At 36.6% G+C, this 23,372-nt stretch carries 16 protein-coding genes and 1 pseudogene; 8 read left to right on the forward strand and 9 right to left on the reverse strand.

Translation table 11 applies throughout. The features are described from left to right. Window positions 1–132 precede the first annotated feature (132 nt). Complete coding sequence (locus tag ABWU36_RS06435; RefSeq protein ID WP_353273185.1) at window positions 133–1,428, forward strand: cbb3-type cytochrome c oxidase subunit I; 1,296 nt, start codon at window positions 133–135, stop codon at window positions 1,426–1,428. Window positions 1,429–2,105: 677 nt separating this feature from the next. Here ABWU36_RS06435 and ABWU36_RS06440 read toward each other — a convergent pair. After that, window positions 2,106–4,301, reverse strand: coding sequence for a hypothetical protein (locus ABWU36_RS06440; protein ID WP_265016437.1), 2,196 nt, complete (start codon window positions 4,299–4,301; stop codon window positions 2,106–2,108). A gap of 130 nt (window positions 4,302–4,431) precedes the next feature. On the opposite strand from ABWU36_RS06440, the gene ABWU36_RS06445 reads away from it, so the two are divergent. After that, window positions 4,432–5,787 (forward strand): phosphomannomutase/phosphoglucomutase, encoded by a 1,356-nt coding sequence (locus ABWU36_RS06445; protein WP_253309477.1) that lies wholly within the window; start codon window positions 4,432–4,434, stop codon window positions 5,785–5,787. A gap of 106 nt (window positions 5,788–5,893) precedes the next feature. Here ABWU36_RS06445 and ABWU36_RS06450 read toward each other — a convergent pair whose 3' ends face one another. Then, on the reverse strand, window positions 5,894–6,745 hold the full coding sequence (locus ABWU36_RS06450; protein WP_253309476.1) for an Rpn family recombination-promoting nuclease/putative transposase: 852 nt from the start codon (window positions 6,743–6,745) through the stop codon (window positions 5,894–5,896). 210 nt (window positions 6,746–6,955) lie between these two features. On the opposite strand from ABWU36_RS06450, the gene ppdK reads away from it, so the two are divergent. After that, the gene (gene ppdK / locus ABWU36_RS06455; RefSeq protein WP_265017382.1) at window positions 6,956–9,691 is read left to right on the forward strand and encodes a pyruvate, phosphate dikinase; all 2,736 of its coding nucleotides are present in this window, start codon (window positions 6,956–6,958) and stop codon (window positions 9,689–9,691) included. Window positions 9,692–10,593: 902 nt separating this feature from the next. On the opposite strand, the gene ABWU36_RS06465 is transcribed toward ppdK, so the two are convergent. Continuing rightward, entirely contained in the window at window positions 10,594–11,889 is a 1,296-nt protein-coding gene (locus tag ABWU36_RS06465; RefSeq protein WP_265016436.1) for a Na+/H+ antiporter NhaC family protein, read from the reverse strand. A 175-nt stretch (window positions 11,890–12,064) separates the two neighbouring features. On the opposite strand from ABWU36_RS06465, the gene ABWU36_RS06470 reads away from it, so the two are divergent. After that, the gene (locus ABWU36_RS06470) at window positions 12,065–13,024 is read left to right on the forward strand and encodes an RluA family pseudouridine synthase (protein WP_253309474.1); all 960 of its coding nucleotides are present in this window, start codon (window positions 12,065–12,067) and stop codon (window positions 13,022–13,024) included. 7 nt (window positions 13,025–13,031) lie between these two features. Here the strand turns inward: ABWU36_RS06470 and ABWU36_RS06475 are convergent, their stop codons facing one another. Both ABWU36_RS06475 and aspS read right to left on the reverse strand, forming a co-directional pair. Continuing rightward, entirely contained in the window at window positions 13,032–14,294 is a 1,263-nt protein-coding gene (locus tag ABWU36_RS06475; protein ID WP_353273186.1) for an MFS transporter, read from the reverse strand. 35 nt (window positions 14,295–14,329) lie between these two features. Beyond that, the gene (gene aspS, locus ABWU36_RS06480) at window positions 14,330–16,132 is read right to left on the reverse strand and encodes an aspartate--tRNA ligase (RefSeq protein ID WP_353273226.1); all 1,803 of its coding nucleotides are present in this window, start codon (window positions 16,130–16,132) and stop codon (window positions 14,330–14,332) included. Between the two features lie 195 nt (window positions 16,133–16,327). On the opposite strand from aspS, the gene ABWU36_RS06485 reads away from it, so the two are divergent. Further along, a complete protein-coding gene (locus ABWU36_RS06485) occupies window positions 16,328–16,759 on the forward strand; it encodes a hypothetical protein (RefSeq protein WP_253309472.1) in 432 nt (143 codons plus the stop codon). 3 nt (window positions 16,760–16,762) lie between these two features. Continuing rightward, window positions 16,763–17,386 (forward strand): heme ABC exporter ATP-binding protein CcmA, encoded by a 624-nt coding sequence (ccmA, locus tag ABWU36_RS06490; protein WP_253309471.1) that lies wholly within the window; start codon window positions 16,763–16,765, stop codon window positions 17,384–17,386. Window positions 17,387–17,958: 572 nt separating this feature from the next. Here ccmA and ABWU36_RS06495 read toward each other — a convergent pair. From ABWU36_RS06495 to pdhA, 4 genes and pseudogenes are all read right to left on the reverse strand, one after another. Next, the gene (locus ABWU36_RS06495) at window positions 17,959–18,093 is read right to left on the reverse strand and encodes a hypothetical protein (RefSeq protein ID WP_353273187.1); all 135 of its coding nucleotides are present in this window, start codon (window positions 18,091–18,093) and stop codon (window positions 17,959–17,961) included. A gap of 293 nt (window positions 18,094–18,386) precedes the next feature. Further along, a pseudogene (locus ABWU36_RS06500) lies at window positions 18,387–19,402 on the reverse strand (IS110 family transposase). Between the two features lie 389 nt (window positions 19,403–19,791). Further along, window positions 19,792–20,022, reverse strand: a complete 231-nt coding sequence (locus ABWU36_RS06505; RefSeq protein ID WP_264688224.1) for a hypothetical protein — start codon at window positions 20,020–20,022, stop codon at window positions 19,792–19,794. A 161-nt stretch (window positions 20,023–20,183) separates the two neighbouring features. Then, window positions 20,184–21,164, reverse strand: coding sequence for a pyruvate dehydrogenase (acetyl-transferring) E1 component subunit alpha (gene pdhA / locus ABWU36_RS06510; RefSeq protein WP_353273188.1), 981 nt, complete (start codon window positions 21,162–21,164; stop codon window positions 20,184–20,186). A gap of 65 nt (window positions 21,165–21,229) precedes the next feature. Here pdhA and hemJ point away from each other — a divergent pair, with 65 nt between their 5' ends. Beyond that, on the forward strand, window positions 21,230–21,658 hold the full coding sequence (gene hemJ, locus ABWU36_RS06515) for a protoporphyrinogen oxidase HemJ (RefSeq protein WP_353273189.1): 429 nt from the start codon (window positions 21,230–21,232) through the stop codon (window positions 21,656–21,658). Between the two features lie 269 nt (window positions 21,659–21,927). Further along, window positions 21,928–23,247, forward strand: coding sequence for a tRNA (N6-isopentenyl adenosine(37)-C2)-methylthiotransferase MiaB (gene miaB, locus ABWU36_RS06520; RefSeq protein WP_264688421.1), 1,320 nt, complete (start codon window positions 21,928–21,930; stop codon window positions 23,245–23,247). Window positions 23,248–23,372 lie beyond the last annotated feature (125 nt).

Genomic DNA, 23,372 nt, shown 5'->3' on the forward strand with positions numbered 1-23,372 from the left:
CAACTTGCGCATTCCATAAGGATATGACCTGCTTTGCTGTGATATTATTCATCAATGCCAATTAATTTGAAAAATTTATAGCGCTTTATATTATAATACTTTATCAATCAAAAATAAAAAGAGAAAATGACCGTGCTCAACATACAAAATAACGCTACACTTTGCAAACAGTGGATATTCTTAGCAGTATGTGCTCTTGCTTGCTCTGGGTTACTGTCAATAATTGTTATTTTTTTACGATTGCCTTTTATCTCCTCTCTCGTTCCTTCTGCACAATATATCTTTGATAATGCGCTGGTGATACACGTGAATTTGTCAATTTTGGTGTGGATGTGCTCTATAATATCTCTGCTCTTTATCATAAACCTACAAAATACCAATAGTTGGTTTAACTTTTCATGGGTTCTATCAACCCTTTCGATGCTGCTGATGTTTGTATCTGCATTCGTTCCAAACACTGAAGTTATCAAAAGTAACTATATTCCCGTGTTACAAAACAAATTATTCTTATTTGGTCTTGGTTTGTTTACCACCAGTATATTAGTAAATGCAATGCTAGCATACACATCAAAAAAAGAGGTTTCATTTCTCTCTGTGGGGCAAGTTGGGTTGGTTATTACACTTGTTTCGTCATTTCTTTGCTTTGTTTTAGCATATCAAAATATGCCTCCAGGTCTATATCACTCAGATAAGAATTTGTTTTACGAATATCTCTTTTGGGGAGGCGGACATTTATTGCAGTTTGCTTTTACTCAAGGAATGTTTTTAGTCTATTTAATAATGTTAAGCGATGCTAGTTTAGCTTCAAGCAATAAAATTACTATTTTACCACTATTTATAAACACAATTTTGGCTATGGGTGCATCGTTTATATATTTTGTTTATCCAATTGATAGCGCCAAGTTAATACAGTTTTTTACTTGGCATATGAGAATTGCTGGAGCAGTTTTGCCGTGCTTTTTGATAATATTAGTGTGCTGCAACATCAGGACTTTTACTAATGATAAAAGCAACTATTTATTACATTCATTTTTATTGTTCATTTATGGAGATGTGCTTGGAGTGCTGACTATTGAAGGAAATGTCACCATTCCCGCTCATTATCATGGTTCTGTAGTTGGGATCACTATAGCTTTTATGAATTTCATTTATTGGCTGTTACCTAAATTAAACTTTAAAGAGGTAAAAAGTTCCATGGTAAGATTACAGATTTATGCTTACAGTGTGGGGTATTTTCTCCATATTACTGGACTTGTATGGCTTGGTGGATATGGTGCCTTAAGAAAAGTTGCAGATCTGCCAAGTATTTCATCAATGTTGGCACGTGCTTGTTTTATTGCGGGTGGAGCTATATCAGTTATTGGTGGAATGTTGTTCGTAATAATTGTGCTTTTACATCTGTTAAAACGCAAAGCGCGTACCAACTAACCCATAGAAACGAAAAAACTTACTTGACAAACTCCGCCAGCCCCCTTATTATGACAATAAGGGTATTTATGACTCAAAACTTGTTTTTGACCTGCAGGCTCAATGACAAAATTCAGTAAAAAACTCAGGTATTTATTGGCGGATTACATAAAATTATAGCGGCTGCATGTCTTTTTTATTTTTTCTACATTCAGCCAAATCGCGCTTATTTTAAGCGTTAGCACATTATTACAGCGCCACTTACAGTAATATAGAGTCAAAACTCGCACCACGGGGCTTCTTTTGCCTTTTTTTCCGCTTGGTAAATTTCTTAATGTTTGTAGCTAAAGCAATTTAAGAGACCGAAAATGGTGTCATTCCAGCGCGTGACGCTGGAATCTAGTCTTTATTATGCAGCCACTTATTTAAAGTTAAGTTTTCTGGATCCAAGTAGTCAAGCTACTCGGATGACACCTTGACAATCGTCATCCTGCTACGTGTTAGCGGATGAGATACCGCGAATGAATCGCTGTATGACGTAGGATTGCTGTCATCCCGCTGCTTGTTAGCGGGATCTATGTGAGATACCGCGGCAGTGTGACGGTTCGCGGCGGAATGACGATAACCTCGTCATTCCGCTACTCGTTAGCGCCGTGGCGGTATGACGTCTTAGCTATAGTTAACAATAGAAGCAAAACTCATCCTTTTGAAAGAGGAGGAGATTTTTCTGGATCCTCAGCGGGGATTGATTTTGGATCTGATAATTCTGTATTTACCTTGATTGGCTCTAATGGAGTTTTCTGCTCTTCCGGTTTATCGTCTGGAATTGGAACAGGCCAATCCATAATGTTTTGCGGTATAACTTCTGCTTCTTTAGCTTCTTTTTGACCTGTTGAAGATGGTGTATCAACTCCTGCATTTTTAGTAACTTCTTGTTTTAGTTGTTTATTTTCTTCTTGTAATTGCTTTAAATTTTTCTTTAACTCGTCAATCTCTCTTATTTTTTGTTTTAATTGTTCAGATATAGTTAGTTTGTCTCTAGTCAATTTTTTGTTTTCTTGTCTTAACCCACTAGCTATTCTGCTTGAGTTGTTGTTTACAGCTTGTGTACCTTGGTCTTGCTGCTGCATGCTTGTTCCTCTACTTTCATATTCAACTTCAGTTTGAGTTGCCTGACCTTTTTCCTGCTGTAATATGTTCTGCAGTTGCTCTAGACTCTCTTTGACAGATGCCAGCTCTTCCTGTGTACACGTTAACATCCCTTCCTTTTCCTTAAGCTGTTGTTTAAGCTTATCTATTTCTGATTGTTGCTTTCTGAACGATGTTGAATCTGTACTTTTTGCTCTTAATTGTCTAAATAAATTTTCCTTTTCTTCTGCCAATTTTTCTATTTGCTCAGTCAGCTTATCTTTATTATCGATAAATTCAATCTCAGCTTGTTTTAGTTTACGGGTTAAATTTTCAATATACTCACTATCTTCGTTTTTTACTTCCGAATACTTTGCCCTTAAATCTTGAAGCTTTCCTTCTAATTTCTGGCTCTCTCTTACTATCTGCTGTATCTTTTCATCTTTCTGCTTAATTTCTTTTCTCAAACTCTCTATTTTCTCATTTTTCTCCACTTCTTCTATCTCATCTGCAAGAGACTTTTTACCTATACCAGATTGCTGAATTGCCATTTCTAAATCTTCTTTTTCTTTGTACAGTTGATTTAATTCCTTAACTAACTCTTGATTCTTTAATTGCTCTTTACTCATAAGCGACTCAATTAAAGTACCTTGTTCCTTTATTCTTTGATTTTTTTCAGATATAACTTGCCGTTGTTCATTAACTTCATCTCTCAAGAAGTCACGTTCTAATCTTAGATCCTCAAGCTGCTTTGCCTGCGCTGCAAAATATTTAGCAAATGTTTCTTTTTCTTTCTCTAATTCCTCAATTTCGTCTACTTCACCTTTTGCTCCTTCTTGTTCATGCTCTTCTTCATCACTAGACATATCATCCTCAAGTATTTCATCTTCATCACTAAATTCACTAACACTAGAGAAAGAACTTCTACGTGAAGAAGGTGTGCTAGGAGAGGAATACCCACTGCTGCTTGGTGTAGGTGACTGTGGTGATATATGTGGATCTTTTGTAAATATTTCCTCTGCTGGTACTTGCTGATCGTCTACACTCCTGGACATGTCAGTAAAAGCTTGATGCAGAGTTTTTCCATTGATAAAAACTTCTTTATTCTGCTCAACTAATTTTAATATTTTATCTTTTATTTCCTCTGGTGTGAACTTTAAATCACCAAACTTTGGCTCACCAATGACACTTTGTATACCACTAGAATCCAATTTTACGATCATGCTACAGTCTATGCTGTTACCTTCAGAATCTTTAGCCTGCCAGTTAATGGTCATTTCACATGAGCTTGAACCAGTAAAATCATAGTGCCTTTCGCTGCCTTTTTTGGTCGCAGTTATTTGACTATCTTTCTCTAAAGATATGTTATAAACCTTACCTTCTCTGCTGGCTCTTAAAATATTGCTAATTTCTATTGGTTTTTCTTCATTTTCAAATCTAATTTTGAAGTCGTTATCTTTTGTTGAATACGCTAAGAAATTTTGACCAGGCAGAGACGACTTAAGTTCTTTATGCATTGTGTTTATTGATTGCTCAAATTTTTGGAACTCCTTTTCCCACTTTAAATTTATCTGTCCTGTAATGTCCTCATCTTTGCGTAAAGGACCAATAAAGTACCAGATTAAATTTTCTTCCTCCAGTCTTTTAATAAAATCCTGAAGATCGTTGCAAGATTCAATGACACTTAGAATATCATTTTTCTTCTGTTCATCTACATTTAGACTTTGATTCTCAGCTATAAATACATTTTCGTTTTCCTGTGGCATAATTTTGCATCTTTAAAAAGTATACTATAATATTAACAGATTTTTTTAAAAAATCAACTAATCGTTGAGTAAATAAACTTGAGCACTTGTCCATTATGTTATATAGTAGTTACTCCTTAAGCAGTGCAGTATGGACAATACCATTATAAGAAAATACGATATTAGAGGTATAGTAGGCAAAGATTTGCAGATTAATGATGGGTACGAGATAGGTAGAAAGTTTGGCCAAACCGTAGCTAGTGTTTGTGTCGGCTACGACAGCAGAATAGATTCACCAGGTATAGAAAGAGAATTAATTAGGGGCTTAACTTTATCCGGTGCAAATGTTATACGCGTTGGACTATGCTCTTCACCTATGCTCTACGCTGCAACACAAATCACGCAGGCGGATCTTGGTATTGTAATAACCGCTTCTCATAACCCAAGTGAATACAATGGCTTTAAATTTTTTAGTAATAAAAAAGTCTTCTCAGATCAAGAGATAAAGGAAATTATAAGCAATCCAATTAAAGACAGTACAAGGATTGGAAGCTTAATTAACATAAATATATATAGTGAGTACATTCGCATATTAAAAAGTGCAGTGAAGAACGATACTACACAGAAATTAAAAATAGCCTGGGATTGTGGAAATAGTCCAGCAAGTGGAATTATAAGGTATATTGAAAAGATCTTGCCTGGTCATACACACATCGTAACCAATAACTCTATAGATGGGGCATTTCCACTGCATGATCCAGATCCCATAGAGGAAAAAAATCTCGCTCAATTAATTGACATTGTGAAGGAATATGGATGTGATCTTGGCATTGCGCTAGATGGCGATAGCGATAGGGTGCGCTTAATTGATAATAAAGGCAGTGTTGTTTCCAATGACCATTTATTTATAATTTTTGCACGTGAAGTGTTGGAGGAATATCCAGAAAGCAAAGTTATTGCCAACGTAAAAATGAGTATGAAAGTGCATGATTTTGTTAGTAAGTTAGGAGGGCAAGTTATTACCTGCGCTACTGGACATTCACTAGTTAAGAAGAAGATGGTAGAGGAAGAGGCAAAGTTTGCTGGTGAATTAAGCGGGCACTTCTTCTTTTCTGAGCTAGGTTTTGATGATGGGCTATATTCTGCTGTTAAAGCAGTTGACATTTTGCTTAAGAAAAACCAAAGCCTATCTCAGGTAATTGAGGATTTACCGAGGTTATATATCACTCATGAAGTAAAGATTGTAGTGAAAGATGAGAAAAAATTTCAAATAATTGAATCAATAAAGAAAATACTGGAGAAGCAAAATATTGTATTTTCAGATCTTGATGGTGTTAAAGTAACCGATAATAAAGGTTGGTGGCTTCTTAGGGTATCAAATACGCAAAACTGCATTACAGCAAGATGCGAAGGAGAGACTTTAGAAGGTTTTGAACTTACTAAAAAGGTTTTGTTCCATTACATTGATGAAGCAAGGTCTTTAAATTGTAGCTATTCACAGAAATAAATTTGATTTATAAAATTGGCATGAAAGTATAAAGATAAATAGGCTAAATGTACTTATCACCTGGTCAGGCTGCAGCATTATTTCGTGTAACCGTTTGCGGGTCCACTTAATTCTGCAATTCTTTGATCTCACTCATGGAGAGGCCAGTAAACTTAACAATAGTGGTGACATCAACATTATTAGCCAGCATTGTTTTTGCAACTTCAATTTTTCCTTCCTTTTTAGCATCATCAAGTTTTTGTTCAAGAACAGCCCGTTCATCACGAATACGTTTTATTTCCTGTTCGTAGGCAATAAATTCTTTCTCTGACCAGTTGAATCTATTTAGTTCTTCATATGCCTTTTTAATTATTACATCACTACCTATTATCTTTTCCAATTCTTCTTCGCTAGTTTCATCTGCATATTTAAAATAATAGATCCATTTTTCAACTATACTCTCCAATTGGTCTTCTTTAGTTTTAGGAAATTTTGGTAACTCAATAAATGTAAAATAAAAATCTTTTAAATCATGTTCATAGCTATCTTTGTCTAACATTACATGATCTGACTTATACTCAGATTTATTAGGAAAGAGAATACAATCAGCAATAGCAATAAAGATAATTTCTTTAAGATTATGATATTGATCACCTTTATCAGCTTGCCTTGAATAAGCTTTAGCAGCGTAATATTGAGCGCGTTTTTCAAAGCCTTTAGTTTTGGCAACTTGCATTTCGACTATTACTTGCACCCCATTTTCATCCCTGCAGAGTACATCAACGATACTTTGTTTTTTAGAGGCAATTTCAGCATCTTGAATAGTGCTGAGGAATTCTATTTCTTTTATTTCATCTTTGCCAGTGAACCCCAAAATATCATTGAGAAAGTGAATGAGGATGTCTTTATTTTTTTCAGTACCAAAAATACGCCGGAACGCAACATCATTCTTGGGGTCGAGAAATTTAGAAAGAGCCATAAAAAAATTTTTAAATGTATCTTTATATTATATATTCTTATTGATAATAATTCAATAATTTGTCATCTTTTTTGTTAACTTTACTGATGTTGCCAGAAGGAACGTTGTTGCAAAATTTTGTAAAATTTATTATCCTAAGGTTTCAAGTCTTCACAGGTTTATTGGAACTATATGTACAATGTGTTTATCAGTGAAAATCCGGAGAAAATGATGGGGGAAAAGTTAATACATTACTTTAGCCAGGGTAAATGCGAAGGCAATGCAGAAATGAAAAATCTGCTGGGAGGAAAGGGGGCAAATTTAGCAGAAATGTGCAATGTTGGCATTCCTGTTCCACCTGGTTTCACAATTTCCACCTCTGCTTGCAAAGTCTATTATCAAGACAATAGATCTTCTGTCATCCAAGTAGCTGACTACTCGGATCCAGAAAAAAATGTGGTCACGCACTGGAATGACATATGTAGTGAAATCAAAAACTACATGGCGATGCTCGAAAATGACATCGGTTGTAAGTTTGGGGATTTAAATAATCCCTTATTAGTTTCAATACGCTCTGGTAGTGTTAGTTCAATGCCGGGCATGCTTGATACTATTTTAAATGTTGGTCTAAATGATGAAACCGTTGTTGGGCTTGCAAAAAAAAGTGGCGAACGTTTTGCTTACGATAGCTACTGCCGCTTCATTATGATGTACTCCAATGTTGTACTACAGCTTGACCATCACCTATTTCAAGATGTTGTTGATAATAAGCAGCAAAAGAGTGGAGCAAAAAGCTTAGCTGATCTTGATGTTGATGTTTTAAAGAGAATTGTTAACAATTTCAAAAGGATAGTACATGAAAAAACAGGAAAACATTTTCCGCAGAACGTTGAAGAGCAATTGTTAAACTCAGTTAATGCAGTATTTACCTCTTGGAAAAATGATAGGGCTGTTTCCTATAGAAGAATACATAACATTCCTGAAAACCTTGGAACAGCGGTCAACGTGCAAGCAATGGTTTTCGGTAATTTAAATGATAATTCTGCAACTGGTGTGATATTTACACGAAATCCTTCAACTGGAGAAAAAAAGCTTTTTGGTGAGTTTTTGGTTAATGCTCAGGGTGAGGATGTGGTTTCTGGTGTTTATACTCCTATGCCAATTGACGGAGAGCAAGAAAACACCATGGAGAAGTTGCTGCCAAGTGTCTACCGAGAATTATGTGTGGTATGTGAAAAACTTGAAAGGCATTATAAAGACATGCAGGATATCGAATTTACTGTGCAGGACGGTAAGTTATGGATTTTGCAGACTAGGTCTGGCAAGCGCACGGCTGAAGCTGCTATTCGCATAATAGTTGATATGGTAAACGAAGGAACGATTACAAAAGAAGAAGGAATATTGAGAATTGATCCAAAAACTTTTGACAATTTATTGCATCCAGTTCTTGACGTTAAGAGTGACCAAAAAGTAATAGGGAAGGGACTGCCGGCTTCTCCAGGGGTTGCTTCTGGATATGTAGTGTTTAGTGCAAGTGATGCTGAAAAAGCTGCAGAGCAGGGTAAAAAAGTGATTTTAGTAAGGTCAGAAACGAGTCCTGAAGATATTAATGGAATGAATGCTGCAAGTGGCATAGTAACAGCACGGGGAGGGATGACCTCGCATGCTGCTGTTGTAACCCGTGGAATGGGTAAGCCATGCATTTGCAGTGTAAGTGGACTTTATATCGATAAAGATGGAACTTTCTTTTCTGTGGGGGATACAAAAGTAAATAAAGGTGAACCAATTACCATCAACGGAGGAACAGGGGAGGTTATGCTTGGCATTCTTCCTACAATTTCACCTGAATTATCGCAAGAATTCAAAACGATAATCAACTGGATAGATGAAATCAAAACGGTCAAAGTGAGAGCGAACGCTGATACTCCAAAAGATGCAAAAATTGCAAAAGAATTCGGTGCAGAAGGTATAGGCTTATGTCGCACAGAACATATGTTTTTCGCTAGTGATAGAATCGAATTCATTCAAAAGTTGATAATAGCTGACGATGAAAATGAAAGGGCAAATGCGCTCATTAAACTGGAAGAAATGCAGAAGTCTGATTTCAAAGAAATATTTTCTATTATGGAGGGTAGGGAAGTCACTATACGGTTGCTTGATCCACCCTTACATGAATTTTTACCCAATAATCAGTCTACTATAGAAAAAATCGCCAAATCACTTAGTAAGTCAGTTGAATCAGTAAAAAATAAAATAGCACAGTTGTCAGAAAAGAACCCAATGCTTGGCCATCGAGGTTGTAGACTTGCCATTTCTCATCCTGAAATATATAGCATGCAGATTAGGGCAATACTTAGTGCTGCAAATGAGCTAAAAAAGGAAAAAAGTGTAGAAATCAAGCCTGAGATCATGATCCCTTTTATAATGAATGAGAAAGAATTTATTCTGATATGCGAGCTAGCAAAGAAAGAATCCTCTGTCATCTCAGCTGGAATCCAGACGCAGATTCCAGCGTCACGCGCTGGAATGACATCAGACAAGGCTTATTCAATTGGAACGATGATAGAACTACCGAGAGCAGCACTGATTGCTGATAAGTTAGCAAAACATGCAGAGTTTTTTAGTTTTGGCACTAATGATTTAACGCAAACAACCATGGGACTTTCAAGAGATGATTCAGTTAATTTCCTCGATTCTTATAAGGAAAGCAATATATTTGACAATGATCCATTTGAAGTGCTGGACATCGAAGGGGTAGGGGAGTTAATCAAGATAGCCATTGAAAGAGGCAAAAAAACCCGAAAAGAAATAAAACTAGGTATATGTGGAGAGCATGGAGCAGATCCAAAATCTATAGAGTTTCTCATCGAATCAGGGGTGGATTATGTTTCATGCTCACCCTATAGAGTACCGGTTGCAAAGTTAGTGGCAGCACAGTTTAGTGTAAAATCTAAGTTTGTTGGGTAAGTGAGAAATATAGCAATAATATAACCACTGGTGACTTTCCTCACTTAGACAACTGTGTCAAGCACTGGAATGACACCCTACTTAACCGTTATACCGCCGCGGCGCTAACACGTGTAGCGGGATGACGATTGTCAGGGCCAGCGCCTCTATGATGTCATCCCAGTGCCCAGACTACTTGGATCCAGGAAAAAGAATGATGTCATGTAAGTAGCCTCCTTCTTCTGTCATCCCAGTGCTCCTTTCTCGTCATCCCAGTGCCCAGACACTGGGATCCAGGAAACTTAACTTTAAATAAGTGGCTGCATAATCAAGACTAGATTCCAGACTGGGATGACACCCTACTTAACCGTCATACCGCGATTCATTCGCGGTATCTCAGCCGCTAACAAGAGATCCCGCTAACACGTAGCGGGATGACGGTTGTCGTTTAGCCATAAATATTTAAGAAATTTACCAAATGAAAAAAAAAGGCAAAAGAAGCCCTAGTCATTGTCTATTTTCAGTATTTGGCGTTTTTTAAGTCTTAAACACTGCAATTTAGCTGCTTTTAATTGCAACTAACCTACGCTGCAAATGTTTAAGAAATTTACTAAGCAGAAAAAAAGGCAAAAGAAACCCCGTGTTAGCTAGTTGTCACTCTCTAATCCTGCAAATTGGCGTACTATACTGTCTTAAACGACTTATAAGCGCGTTTCAGCTTATATAGGTAAAAACCCAGAAATGTTGTGAAGACATAGAGTGCACATAGTGCAAAAAATTAAAAATAAGACGCCAACTACGTTGTTTTCTTGCTGTTTAATCTGCACAGATGAAGATAACTGAATACCTTCAGTTTCATGATAAGGGGGCTGGCGGAGCTTGTCAAGTAATTCCGTTCCTTATGGGTAAAAAAAAGAGAAACTCTAAGTTGCAGCCGCACGATGTTTCTCTTTTCTGCTGTTGATGATTATTTCGCCTATTGTAACTGCTGCTAAAATAAAGCAGTAATATACCTGTGTTAATAAAGAAACAGGTGATACAAAGGCGATGCTACCTGCCAGCAATAGTTGAGAACCATAAGGTAAGATGCCTTTTGTAGCACAAGCAAAAACATCTAATAAGTATGCACTGCGGTATGGTACAATATCGTGTTTCTGTGCGAGTCTTTTTGCAATGCCACCACTTAGTAAAATAGCAATGGTATTATTGGCAACTAAGGTAGTAAACATAGACGCAATTCCTGCTATCAAAAATTCAGCTTTAGTTTTTGTGATATTGCTTTCATCGATGAGTTTATGCAACGCTTTTTGACCTTGTTTGTACATTATATGGCTCAACCCACCGATAAATAGAGCAAATATTACTATTTCGTTTACTTTTTTGAAACCGTCGTACACGTCATGAGGAAATTGAACGATGGCATAATCAAAAAAAGCTATTCCTAGCACACCAGCAATAATTATGTTTACAGTTATTGTTACTAAAGTGGTGACTTCAAGCAGCCCCATGATTATTAAAGAAATATAAGGAATAATTTTTATTATAGAATAATAATCTAAATTTGATATAGAAATAATTTTTGTACTACTTGAAATCACTGCCAGATAGGTGAGTGTTATAATACCTGCAGTAAATGCAACCTTAGAGTTTATTTTAAGTTTATCTTTTGCTGAAGCTCCCTGTGAAGAAACAGATGCAATGGTGGTATCAGATATCATTGAGAGGTTGTCACCAAACACGGCACCACCTACTACAGTTGCAGTTCCTATTTCAAGGCCAAAAGCTCCACTTTTTGCCAGATTAACAGCTATAGGTACCATCAGCGCAACAACTCCCATAGATGTACCAATTGCAGTTGAAATAAAAGCAGAAGCCAAAAATACTCCAGGCAGCATTAATCTTGCTGGAAGGAAATTAAGAATTAAATTAGCAACAGTGTCTGCGCTACCAATTGATTGAGTAACCGCAGAAAATGCTCCAGAAAATAAAAAAATTAAACACATAGTAAGGGTATTTTTGTCACCCATGCCCTTGATAACAGTATCGATGTTATGCTGAATTTTATTTGTACCACGTGAGACAGCAAAAAATAGTGCTGGTAACAAGCAGATTACTGGTGAAACCTGATGAAGTGGATTATCAGTTCCGATAAAAGAAAAATAAGCACCACTTCCAAGGTACAAGATTAAAAAAACAATCAAAGGGACAAAAGCTGTCATTTTACTGTACCTCAAACTTATGACTATAACTAATTAAGTGGTTTTAAGCAAGTTTGATTTTCACTAGTTTTGCAGGAAGTTGACAGCAGAGTTTTAAACTTCATATTTAATCTACTAAATAAATAGCACATGTAGCCGAAGGGTTTATATCTTGTGCTATACTTTATTTTATGTCATGCAAACAGTTGATATTAGCATACATCCAAATAAAGTAATGGAGAATATAAAAACCATATCAGTAAAAGACGATAACGTTAGGCTGGATAGGTACATCAGAAGAATCTTTCCTGATCTAAAGCAATCTGTAATTGAAAAATCTTTAAGGAAAGGGTTAATCAAAGTTGATGATTGCAAAGCAAAGTCTAGTGATAGAGTAAATTCTGGACAAACTATAACGCTGAAGCACTTGAATTATATTGAGAACGCTAATTCTGATCGCAAATATAATGAAAAGTTAGTGAATCTACTAAGAGAGAACATATTATATGAAGACGAATATATACTAGCTATAAACAAGCCCGCAGGGGTCATCGTTCAAGGTGGCGTAAAAGTAAAGATTAGCATGAGTGATTTGCTTGACCAAATAAGAGAGGGAGAAACATTTAAAATTGTCCATAGGCTAGATAGAGATACGAGTGGAGTGATAATATTCGCACGCAACGCTAATGTTGCCAGATACCTTATGGAAGAATTTAAAGGACGAAGAGTAAAAAAAACTTATTTAGCATTAACTTCTGGCATACCGAGCAAGGATAGTGGAACAATAGACTATCCATTGGTGAAAAAATATGTTTCAGGTCAAGAAAAAGTGGTCGTTGATGAAAATTCACCTCAGAATGCCACTACGCATTTTTCAATTATAGCAAAATCCAAACACAATGTTGCTTATTTAAAATTACAACCAATTACCGGCAGAACCCATCAGTTACGTGCACATTTAGCTCATATAAATTGCCCTATTCTTGGTGACGGTAAATATGGTGGTAAAAAAGCTTTTATTGATGGGATAGCAAATAAAATTCACCTTCATTCGCATTCTTTATCTTTAAAACTGCCAAACAATAAAGAAATCACTATCACCGCTCCTATCACTAAACACATCGAAAAATCCATTGAAGCGCTATTTTTCGACTGAAACGATTTCACCAATCAACTTTTCTGTCTTTGGCTTTAATTTGAAGCACAGATATTAGGCTAATTAATGCGCAGGCAGTAAGATAAATGCCTGCTGCAAGTTTTGTTTCGGTTTTTTCTATAAGCCACATGCATATGGATGGAGAAAGGCCACCAAATATTCCTGCAGATATGTTATGTGCGAGGCTAAAGCCCGTGCACCTAACTTTCGTTGGAAATAACTCGCAAGCAAGAGAATTATATATTCCAAAAGATGCACTTATTGGTATGGTTATTAGCCAATAAGTGGGCGTTATAACATAGTGATTATCATACGATAATAGCGAAAGTACCGGCAAACCGGCGCAAGCTAGAGCTACTAATGTAGGAATCATTACATTTTTTCTTCCAATTTTATCAGACAGTATTGCAAACAGCACTGCAGACGCTCCAAATGTAATTTCAACTATAATCCTTACTACATTTTTAATATTGATGCCTGAGAGAATAAGTTCTTTTACAGATATGTTGTAAAACATGATTGCTGAATAAACGATTGCATTTTGGGCAACGCCAAGCCCAATTGCTAGCACAAATGCCTTTTTATAGTCCCTGATTAATTCTAAAAATGGAGAATCAGATAAGCTTCTATTTTGATCATGAATTTTATATGCTAGGCTCTCTTCCATTATGTATCTTATTAAGAAGCCTATTATGCCCATAATAAAGCAGAAATAGAAGAGCAACCTCCAGCCCCAAATTTCATAATTTTCACCTGTAAATTTTTTGCAAATAGCTATCATTACAAAACATGTAATAGAACCAAGAGCACCACTAAAAGCTTTCATGCTACCTAAAAAGCCTAGATTTTTTTTATCGCTTGAATGCTCTATTAAAAAGGCTGAGTTGATACTCGTTTCCCCTCCTGTTGCCATTCCTTGTATTATTCTACAAAGCAGAAGTAATATAGGAGAAAATATTCCTATTTCTTTAAATCCTGGTATGACCGCAATTGCAGTAGATGATATCGAAGCTAATATTACGGAAGTCAGCAAAACTTTCCTCCTACCGTACTTATCTCCAATGCAACCAAAAATAAACGCACCAAGCGGTCTAAATCCAAATCCAATTGCAAAACTACCAAGAAATTTGATTGTGCTTAAATAATCGCTTTCTGAAGGAAAAAAAACATTGCTTATTATATGTGTTAAAACTCCAAATAGAGTTACTTCATACCATATAATCATATTGCAGATTATGCTTGATAGTATTGCTTTTTGAATATCGTTCATGATTTTCGGTTTACCACACTCCGCTATAAAAATTTTTATTCAATAACCTTTAAGGATAATTCACGTAAATGTTTATTGTCCACTTCAGAAGGAGCACCCATTAGAACATCTTCACCTTGCTGGTTCATAGGAAAACAGATTACTTCACGAATATTTGGCTCATCAGCAAGCAGCATAACCATTCTGTCAACCCCTGGTGCTATACCGCCGTGAGGCGGCACTCCGAACCTGAATGCACGCACGAGCGCACCGAATTTTGTATCAACTTCTTCTTTGCTGTAGCCTGCAATGGCAAAGGCCTTATACATGATATCCAGCTTGTTACTACGAATCGCCCCGCTTGACAGTTCTATTCCATTGCAAACAAGATCATATTGGTAAGCAAGGATATCCAGTGGATTTTTGTCCTCTAAATCTTTCAAGCCACCATGTGGCATGGAGAATGGGTTATGAAAGAAATCGATTTTTTTACTTTTATCGTCATATACAAAATAGGGAAAATCAATGATCCAACAAAACTTGAAGATATTATCATCTATAAGACTGAGTTCTGACCCTAAAAGAGTGCGCACTTTCCCTGCAATTGTTGCTGCTTCATTTTCCTTATCAGAAGCAAAAAATACACTATCTCCAGGCTTTACATCCGTTATTTCTTTTATAGAATTTAGCCTGTTTTCATCAAGGAATTTAGCAATTGGCCCTTTTGCGATGCCGTCCTTATCAAATGTTATATACCCAAGCCCCTTAGCGCCGAATTCTTTTTGCGCATGTTCTATTTTTTTATCAAAGAAGCTGCGTGGTTCTTCTGCTGTTTTAGGAGCAGGGATGGCTCTCACTACCATACCGCGCTCAATATTGCTTTTGAAAATATTGAACTCTGAATCACGGAAAATTTCTGTAACATCGCTGACTAATAATGGATTGCGCAGATCTGGCTTATCAGATCCATATTTGAGCATTGCGTCTTTGTATGTAATGCGCGGAAAATCTTTATCAACTGATTTGCAAGAAAATTTGGCAAACACTTTATATAAGGTAGACTCAATAATCTGAAAGATGTCTTCTTGAGTCACAAAAGACATTTCAAGATCTAGTTGATAAAACTCCCCCGGAGAACGGTCAGCCCTTGCGTCTTCGTCACGGAAACACGGTGCAATTTGAAAATATTTATCAAACCCTGAAATCATGAGCAATTGCTTAAAAATCTGTGGAGCTTGCGGCAATGCATAAAATTTACCAAGATTTAGTCTGCTTGGCACCAAATAATCACGTGCACCTTCAGGGGACGAAGCAGTAAGTATTGGAGTCTGAATTTCCAAAAACCCTTGCTCTATCATGAGCTTGCGGAGTTCTGCAATAATTTGTGAGCGCAGAATAATATTGTTGCGGGTGTTTTCTCGCCTTAAATCAAGAAAACGATATTTAAATCTCATATTTTCTGGGTATTCTTGTTCGCCAGCAATGCTCGCTAATATACTTCTTTCTTCTTTTGCTATTTCTTCATCACAGTGGAACTCAACTTCTGATTCAACGTGTAAATTGCTAACTACAACCTCAATTTCTCCGGTTGCGATAGAGCTGTTTACCGTATCTTCAGTTCTAGCTTCAACTATTCCTGTAACAGTAATTATACTCTCCAATTTTAAATTTGATGTCTCATCAAAAAAGTCTTTATCATTATTAAATACTAGTTGAGTGATTCCATAGAAGTCTCTTAAATCAACAAAAATTAAGTTACCGTGATCGCGCTTACGATATAACCATCCAGAGAGGGTAACTTCCTTTTCTACGTCGTTCTTCCTTAATTCTTCACACGTGTGAGTTTTATAGCAGTTCATATTTGTTTTACTTCTAAATTCTTTAAAAAGTATAGAAATAAACCTTACTACATACAAGCCCATTCTCAGATATTTGTCCAATTTACGAAATAGAGCAGTATTACTTTTATACTGTCTTTACCCGCAAAGAAATTGCACAATTTCTATAATTATGGTATAATAGTAAGGGTATTTTTAATGAATTAGATACAGGAAATGCCACTTACACAGATCATATTATATAGCGTAACATTACTTGCTGTAGCTGCAGTATTTCTCTTTTTGAGAAAAATATACAAAAATCGCATTAGAAAAATCATATTTCCTAGAAAAGTTTTTAAAGAAGAGTGGGAAGAAGACAGAAAATTCAACGAATTATATCAAAAAAATAAGCAAAAAGAGTTGATGAAACAACAGGAAATGCTACGCGAAAAGCAAAAAGATATACAGGTTTATAAAGAAGATCTAGAAATAGTTGACATAGCAAAACCGGTAGGTAAATGGACAAAGATGGTTATGATGGGTAATGGTTTAATGCAGCGTTTTGCACAATTGATACATAGAGAAGGCGGAAAGAAAGGATTTTGGGAGCTATTTGTAAAAGCTCAGGCTTCAACTCAAGGTAAACATAAGGGGAAGGGCAGATAATTCATGCTCGAATGTGAAAATTTATCCTGCGCTCGTAATAACAAAGTATTATTTAAACATCTCAGTTTTAAAGCTGAGCCAAAATCAAAGATTCTAATCACTGGTCCAAATGGTAGTGGTAAAACCAGCTTAATTAGAAGTTTATCTGGACTTTTACCGCCGGTATCAGGCAATATAAGGTACTGCGGAAAAGACATATATGATGATCCAAAATCCTATATACCTTCTATGGTCTACGTAGGGCATAAGAATGCCTGTAAAGATAGCTTAACTGTTGCCCAAAACATAGAATTCTGGGCAGGAATACGAAATACTAGGGAATTGATTGTGGCAGCTATTTGTTGCTTGCAGTTGCAGCCTGTAATTAATATTAGATATGGCGAACTTTCTGCAGGCTGGAGAAGAAGAGTTGCACTTGCTCGCCTCTTGATTTCTAATGCAAACGTTTGGCTGATAGATGAACCATTTTGTAATCTTGATAGTGCAACGTGTGAATTAGTGCTGAACCTAATCTCAATACGCTCTGAGCAAAATGGTATAGTAATTATTACAGGGCATAGCTCTACAGAGCAATTGTGTGATTTTACAACGATTGATATACGCGATTTCAATAGACTTCTTGCATAGTTTTTGGCAGCACGTTAACAACCGTTAGAAACGAAAAAACTTCCTTGACAAACTCCGCCAGCCCCCTTATCATGATAGTGAAGGTATTCAGTTATCTTCATCTGTGCAGATTAAACAGCAAGAAAACAACGTAGTTGGCGTCTTATTTTTAATTTTTTGCACTATGTGCACCTTATGTCTTCACAACATTTCTGGGTTTTTACCTATATAAGCTGAAACGCGCTTATAAGTCGTTTAAGACAGTATAGTACGCCAATTTGCAGGATTAGAGAGTGACAACTAGCTAACACGGGGTTTCTTTTGCCTTTTTTTCTGCTTAGTAAATTTCTTAAACATTTGCAGCGTAGGTTAGTTGCAATTAAAAGCAGCTAAATTGCAGTGTTTAAGACTTAAAAAACGCCAAATACTGAAAATAGACAATGACTAGGGCTTCTTTTGCCTTTTTTTCGTTTGGTAAATTTCTTAATGTTTGTAGCTAAAAGAGCCCAAGAGAGGTGTCATCCCGCTGCTTGTTAGCGGGATCTATGTTAAGAGATACCGCGAATGAATCGCGGTATGACGTAGGACTGCTGTCATCCCAGTGCTTGACACTGGGATCCAGTTTTCCATATAATCTCATCGAAAATGTTGTAACCACTTTCTATGCTAGTTTGCTTGCTTACAAGCAAACTTTTCTGGATCCCAGTGTCGGAGCACTGGGATGACAAAAAAGGGACTACTCGGATGACAAAAAAAGAGCACTGGGATGACAGGAGATACCGTCTTGTTAGTCAACAAAAAAATTATAAAAATTTCCCAAGTTGCATCATAAAATCAAAAAATACTTCCAATTGTGTAACAGTACACAGATTATAGTTAGTGGATATGTTGATAAGTAAATTAGTTTTATACGCACAAAACAGATGAAGTTTACTTATCAACATATCCACTAACCAACAACATTCAATAAATTTGTGTAAGATACCACTTTACATAAGATAGATAGGAAGCATTTTTGATTTTAAAGTACTAAACCTTCAGTCAACCTCCTAGCCCTGTAGTTTTTGATATGGTTAGGATCAAAAGCACTTTTGGATGTCAGAATACCGAAAATGATATGGAGTAGCTTACGCATTGCAGCACCAACGATGGCCATATTATGCTTACCCTTTTCCTTTAATCTTTGGCAAAAGCTCATAATGATAGGATTGTGATTCTTAGCTACTATGGCAGGAAAGAAAAGTGCCTTACGTAATGTTTGTGAACCGGATTTACTTAATCTGGGTTTGGCATATACAGAGGAACCTGACGTCATATTTCGTGGTATAACTCCTGTATATGCTGCCAATTGCCTGGCATCTCTAAAAACCTCTATATCAGAAACTTCAGCTAAAATAGCTATTGCTGATTCTTCTCCTATGCCTGGAATAGTCAATAGAAGTTGAAAATTTTCCAACAATTCTTTGTGTTGATTTAATAGTTCACGTACGGAGTTTTTTATTGTTTCTATTTTTTGAGCTATATTCATTGCAAGGTCTTCCCAAGCATTTGCAACTTCTTTAGGCAGTCTCTCTTTTTTTTCTAAGTGGTTATTTACTAATGTTAACTCATCTTTTAACGCAACTGAGCAACGATAAAGATGTTTTAATTTTTTCATTTCAGGAGAAGGTGGTGTCCAACTAGAAGGTTCCTGTCTTTGGCAATAATCAGCAATAACTTCTGCATCGGTCTGATCATTCTTTTGTCGTATCAGCTTACTCCTTGCATAAGATTTTATGCAATAAGGATTTACAACACTTACAAAATGTCCAGCATTGTGTAGAAATTCAGCCAGTGCTTCGCTATAACAACCAGTAGATTCCATGCAGGTTTTTACTTTTTCTACATTATGTTTGTGTAGAAAATTCAGTAGACTTTGAAACCATCGTTCTTAAAGCTTCTTTTTCTAGTTTCACGCTTTCCTTTTTTGCTTATAAATGAGAGAAAAACATCAAAGCGATCTTTTGATATATCTATGCCCAAAAAGTTGTTGATCATATATAACCCCATACGTTACCATTAAAAATGAAAAGTAAGGCTAGTCTTGTGAATACAGAATTAGAACCATTCAGGTCTTTCTACGATACCGTCCAGCCTATACTTTTGAGAAGGGAATTCTTATCTCCTCTACAGATTTTATATCTAAGAAGAAGCACAGAGTTCCTCCCTTCTCCACCTAATGCTTAAGCTTAAAACATTAGATGCTTTTGACAAGATACAAGAAGGGGCTACTCGGATGACACCCTGACAACCGTCATCCCGCTGCTTGTTAGCGGGATCTATGTTAAGAGATACCGCGAATGAATCGCGGTATGACGGTTAATTATTCCGTGACGGTATGACGGTTCGCGGTAGCATCTCGTCATCCCGCTGCTTGTTAGCGGGATCTATGTTAAGAGATACCGCGAATGAATCGCGGTATGACGTAGGACTGCTGTCATCCCAGTGCCCAGACACTGGGATCCAGTTTTCCATATAATCTCATCGAAAATGTTGTAACCACTTTCTATGCTAGTTTGCTTGCTTACAAGCAAACTTTTCTGGATCCCAGTGTCGGGGCACTGGGATGACACCATTCTTTTTCCTGGATCCAAGTAGTCAGGGCACTGGGATGACAAGAAGAGGGCACTGGGCCGTCATAAAGGAATCAGTTTCAGCTACTCGGATGACAAGAAGAAGGCTACTTAGATGACGGGAGAAGGAGCTACTTGAATGACATCGTTTACTATACAATGTTCGTACAGTTAGTTGCCACCTGGATAAAAAAAAAGAAGCCTACTTAGCTAACAAATTTATAAACATCAGTATACAACTCATCAACGCTTGGTTCTTTACTATTTTTGGCAAAATCTTCCGACTTTTTTACTAAATCACGTACTTCCTTATCAATTACTTTACATTCTTCTTCTGAAGCAATTTTATTATCTATAATGTATTTCTTTAAAGTGCCTATAGGGTTATGATTTTGCTTCATATCTTCAACTTCTTCTTTTAAGCGATAAGTAGCAGGATCTGACATCGAATGGCCGCGATATCGATATGTCTTCATTTCAAGCAGGATAGGCCCTTTTCCGCTGCGTGTGTGTTCCGCTGCTTCGCTTGTAGCCGCATAAACAGAGAAAAAATCCATTCCATCAACTTGTTTTCCAGGAATACCAAAACTTTCTCCTTTTTTATATAGCTCAGTTACCAAAGTGGATCTTTCTACAGAAGTACCCATTGCATATCCGTTATTCTCTATAATATAAACTACAGGTAACTTCCATAAAGCTGCCATATTAAATGATTCATATGTTTGCCCTTGATTTACAGCACCGTCACCAAAATACGTGAATACCACGTTGTCTCTTTTCTTATATTTATTAGCAAATGCTATTCCTGTGCCAATTGGAACTTGTGCCCCCACTATTCCATGTCCGCCGAAGAATTTTTTTGCAACGTCAAATACGTGCATCGAACCACCTTTACCTTTCGAGCATCCTGTTTCTTTGCCAGTGAGTTCTGCCATTACAACATTTGGATCAGAATTACATGCGAGCATTAAGCCATGGTCTCTATAACTTGTGATAAAAGCGTCACCTAATTTTGATGCAGCTTGAGTTCCAACTGCAACTGCTTCTTGCCCTATTGATAGGTGACAGAACCCACCTATTAATCCCATTCCATATAATTGTCCTGCTTTTTCTTCAAATCTGCGTATGAGTAGCATTTTCCTGTAGAATCCAATTATCTGTTCTTTAGTGAAATTTTCTGCTTTCATATCGATTTCTTTTTCATTAAACTAAAATAATATCAGAAATTTTTAACATTTTGTAATAAATCTCAATGGATTACTACCACTGGCTTGAAGCTTTTCACGTTATCTCCGCCATTATGTGGATGGCAGGTATGCTTTATTTACCCAGGCTTTATGTCTACCACGCAAATGTAAAACCGGGATCGGAAAATGATAGCTTGCTTCAAACAATGGAAAAGAGGCTACTTAGATATATCATAAACCCTGCAATGCTTTTCTCACTTGGTCTTGGAATCACATTAATGGTTATTAGGGAAGCATATCGTGAAGGATGGTTTCATGTAAAAGCATTTGCAATACTTTTGATGTTAATTATTCATATGCTACTTGCAAAATATAGGAAAAATTTTGCAATGGGTTCAAATGAAAAAAAACACGTTTATTTTCGTGTTTTAAATGAAGCAGTTACAGTATTGATAATAGTTATAGTTATTATGGTTGTTGTAAAACCTTTTTGACTGACCTTACCCAGAAAAAGCAGAAAGCTCAGCTACTCTTCTATTTTCATTTTTGACTTTTTTGAAAATAACATAAGCTAAAGTTACTGAGGTTTACCAATGATTTTTACAGGGATACTGGTGAAGTCGAGTTGCAATAGCTGTGTGCTTGACATTGGGATCCAATTTTATAAAAATCTATTGTGCTAGCAAGTTCACTAGCGTCACGCGCTGGTCTGTTGGACATTTAATGTGATTATATGTAGGGTTTTGAAAAAGACATACCAAATATGAAAGGCCTATATATTAAAACTTACGGCTGTCAGATGAACGTTTATGACTCCGTTTTAATGGAAAATATAATTAAACCTTTGGGGTTCAACGTTGTTAGTGATGCAGAAAAAGCTGATTTGGTGATACTGAACACTTGTCACATTAGAGAGAAGGCAGCAGAAAAGCTTTATTCTGAGCTCGGGAAGATTCATTCGTCACGAAAAGAAATTACTATAGTGGTGGCTGGATGTGTAGCGCAAGCAGAGGGAGAAGAAGTATTCAGAAGGGCTCCTTTTGTTGATATTGTTGTTGGTCCGCAGAGTATCGCTACCTTACCGGAGCTGATAGTCAAAGCAAGCAGAAGTAAAGGTCATGTAATAAACACTGATTTTCCTGAAGTTGCAAAGTTTGATAAATTGCCAGATGAATGCTATGGCAATAGCCAGGGGTCTTCTGCGTTTCTTGCCATACAAGAAGGTTGTGATAAATTTTGTACGTTTTGTGTAGTACCATATACTCGTGGAGCTGAGTATTCACGGCCAGTGAATGAAATATTTCGTGAAGCATTGAAATTAGTTGCAAATGGGGCGAAGGAAATCAATTTGCTTGGTCAGAACGTCAATGCTTACCATGGGAAATGCGAAGGGGAAGTGTGGGATTTAGGCAAATTAGTTAGTCATATTGCTAAAATTGAAAAGCTAGAGAGGATTCGTTATACAACTTCTCATCCAAGAGATATGCATGAATCTCTCTACTTGGCACATGCGGAAGAGCCAAAACTCATGCCATTTATTCACCTGCCTGTGCAGTCAGGTTCGAATAAAATATTGCACGCGATGAACAGAAAGCACACTGCAGAGGAGTATTTGGAAATAATAGACAGATTTCGCAAATTGAAACCTGAAATCGAATTTTCTTCTGATTTTATTGTTGGTTTTCCTGGAGAAACCGAAAAAGATTTTGAAGAAACTGTAAAATTAGTAGAAAAAATTAGATATGCTCAGGCTTATAGCTTTAAATATAGCCCAAGACCAGGTACACCAGGAGCAGAAAGAAAAGATCAAGTACCAGAAGAGGTTAAAACAGAACGCCTTCTTCGTTTACAGAAATTAATTAGTAAGCAACAACTTGAGTTTAACCAGAGTATGGTAGGCAAAACTATACCTGCTTTGTTCAGTGATAAAAAAGGCAAACACCAAAACCAAATTATTGGTAAAAGCCCATATATGCAATCAGTGTGCATTGATGATCCTGAAGGGAAGTATAGAGATAAAATAGTAAATGTGAAGGTATTGGAAGCTCGGCAGAATAGTTTGTTGGGGTGTGGTGCAGGATAGCTCTGTTGGACATCCGTCAGAGAATTATTTTGATTGAGAGAAAGTACCCCTATAGAACAAGATAGAAGTACTTCACGTAGTTTATTTCAAGTTTATCAACTATAGCTAAAGTAATTTAGGCTTAC

It is taken from the genome of Wolbachia endosymbiont (group A) of Portevinia maculata (assembly GCF_964028525.1).
In the GTDB taxonomy this organism is placed as follows: domain Bacteria; phylum Pseudomonadota; class Alphaproteobacteria; order Rickettsiales; family Anaplasmataceae; genus Wolbachia.

Coding starts and splice junctions, on each gene's coding strand:
- ABWU36_RS06440 (WP_265016437.1), bottom strand. CDS start 4,301: ATGCCACAGGAAAACGAAAATGTATTTATAGCTGAGAATCAAAGTCTA.
- ABWU36_RS06445 (WP_253309477.1), top strand. CDS start 4,432: ATGGACAATACCATTATAAGAAAATACGATATTAGAGGTATAGTAGGC.
- ABWU36_RS06450 (WP_253309476.1), bottom strand. CDS start 6,745: ATGGCTCTTTCTAAATTTCTCGACCCCAAGAATGATGTTGCGTTCCGG.
- ppdK (WP_265017382.1), top strand. CDS start 6,956: ATGGGGGAAAAGTTAATACATTACTTTAGCCAGGGTAAATGCGAAGGC.
- ABWU36_RS06465 (WP_265016436.1), bottom strand. CDS start 11,889: ATGACAGCTTTTGTCCCTTTGATTGTTTTTTTAATCTTGTACCTTGGA.
- ABWU36_RS06470 (WP_253309474.1), top strand. CDS start 12,065: ATGCAAACAGTTGATATTAGCATACATCCAAATAAAGTAATGGAGAAT.
- ABWU36_RS06475 (WP_353273186.1), bottom strand. CDS start 14,294: ATGAACGATATTCAAAAAGCAATACTATCAAGCATAATCTGCAATATG.
- aspS (WP_353273226.1), bottom strand. CDS start 16,132: ATGAACTGCTATAAAACTCACACGTGTGAAGAATTAAGGAAGAACGAC.
- ABWU36_RS06485 (WP_253309472.1), top strand. CDS start 16,328: ATGCCACTTACACAGATCATATTATATAGCGTAACATTACTTGCTGTA.
- ccmA (WP_253309471.1), top strand. CDS start 16,763: ATGCTCGAATGTGAAAATTTATCCTGCGCTCGTAATAACAAAGTATTA.
- pdhA (WP_353273188.1), bottom strand. CDS start 21,164: ATGAAAGCAGAAAATTTCACTAAAGAACAGATAATTGGATTCTACAGG.
- hemJ (WP_353273189.1), top strand. CDS start 21,230: ATGGATTACTACCACTGGCTTGAAGCTTTTCACGTTATCTCCGCCATT.
- miaB (WP_264688421.1), top strand. CDS start 21,928: ATGAAAGGCCTATATATTAAAACTTACGGCTGTCAGATGAACGTTTAT.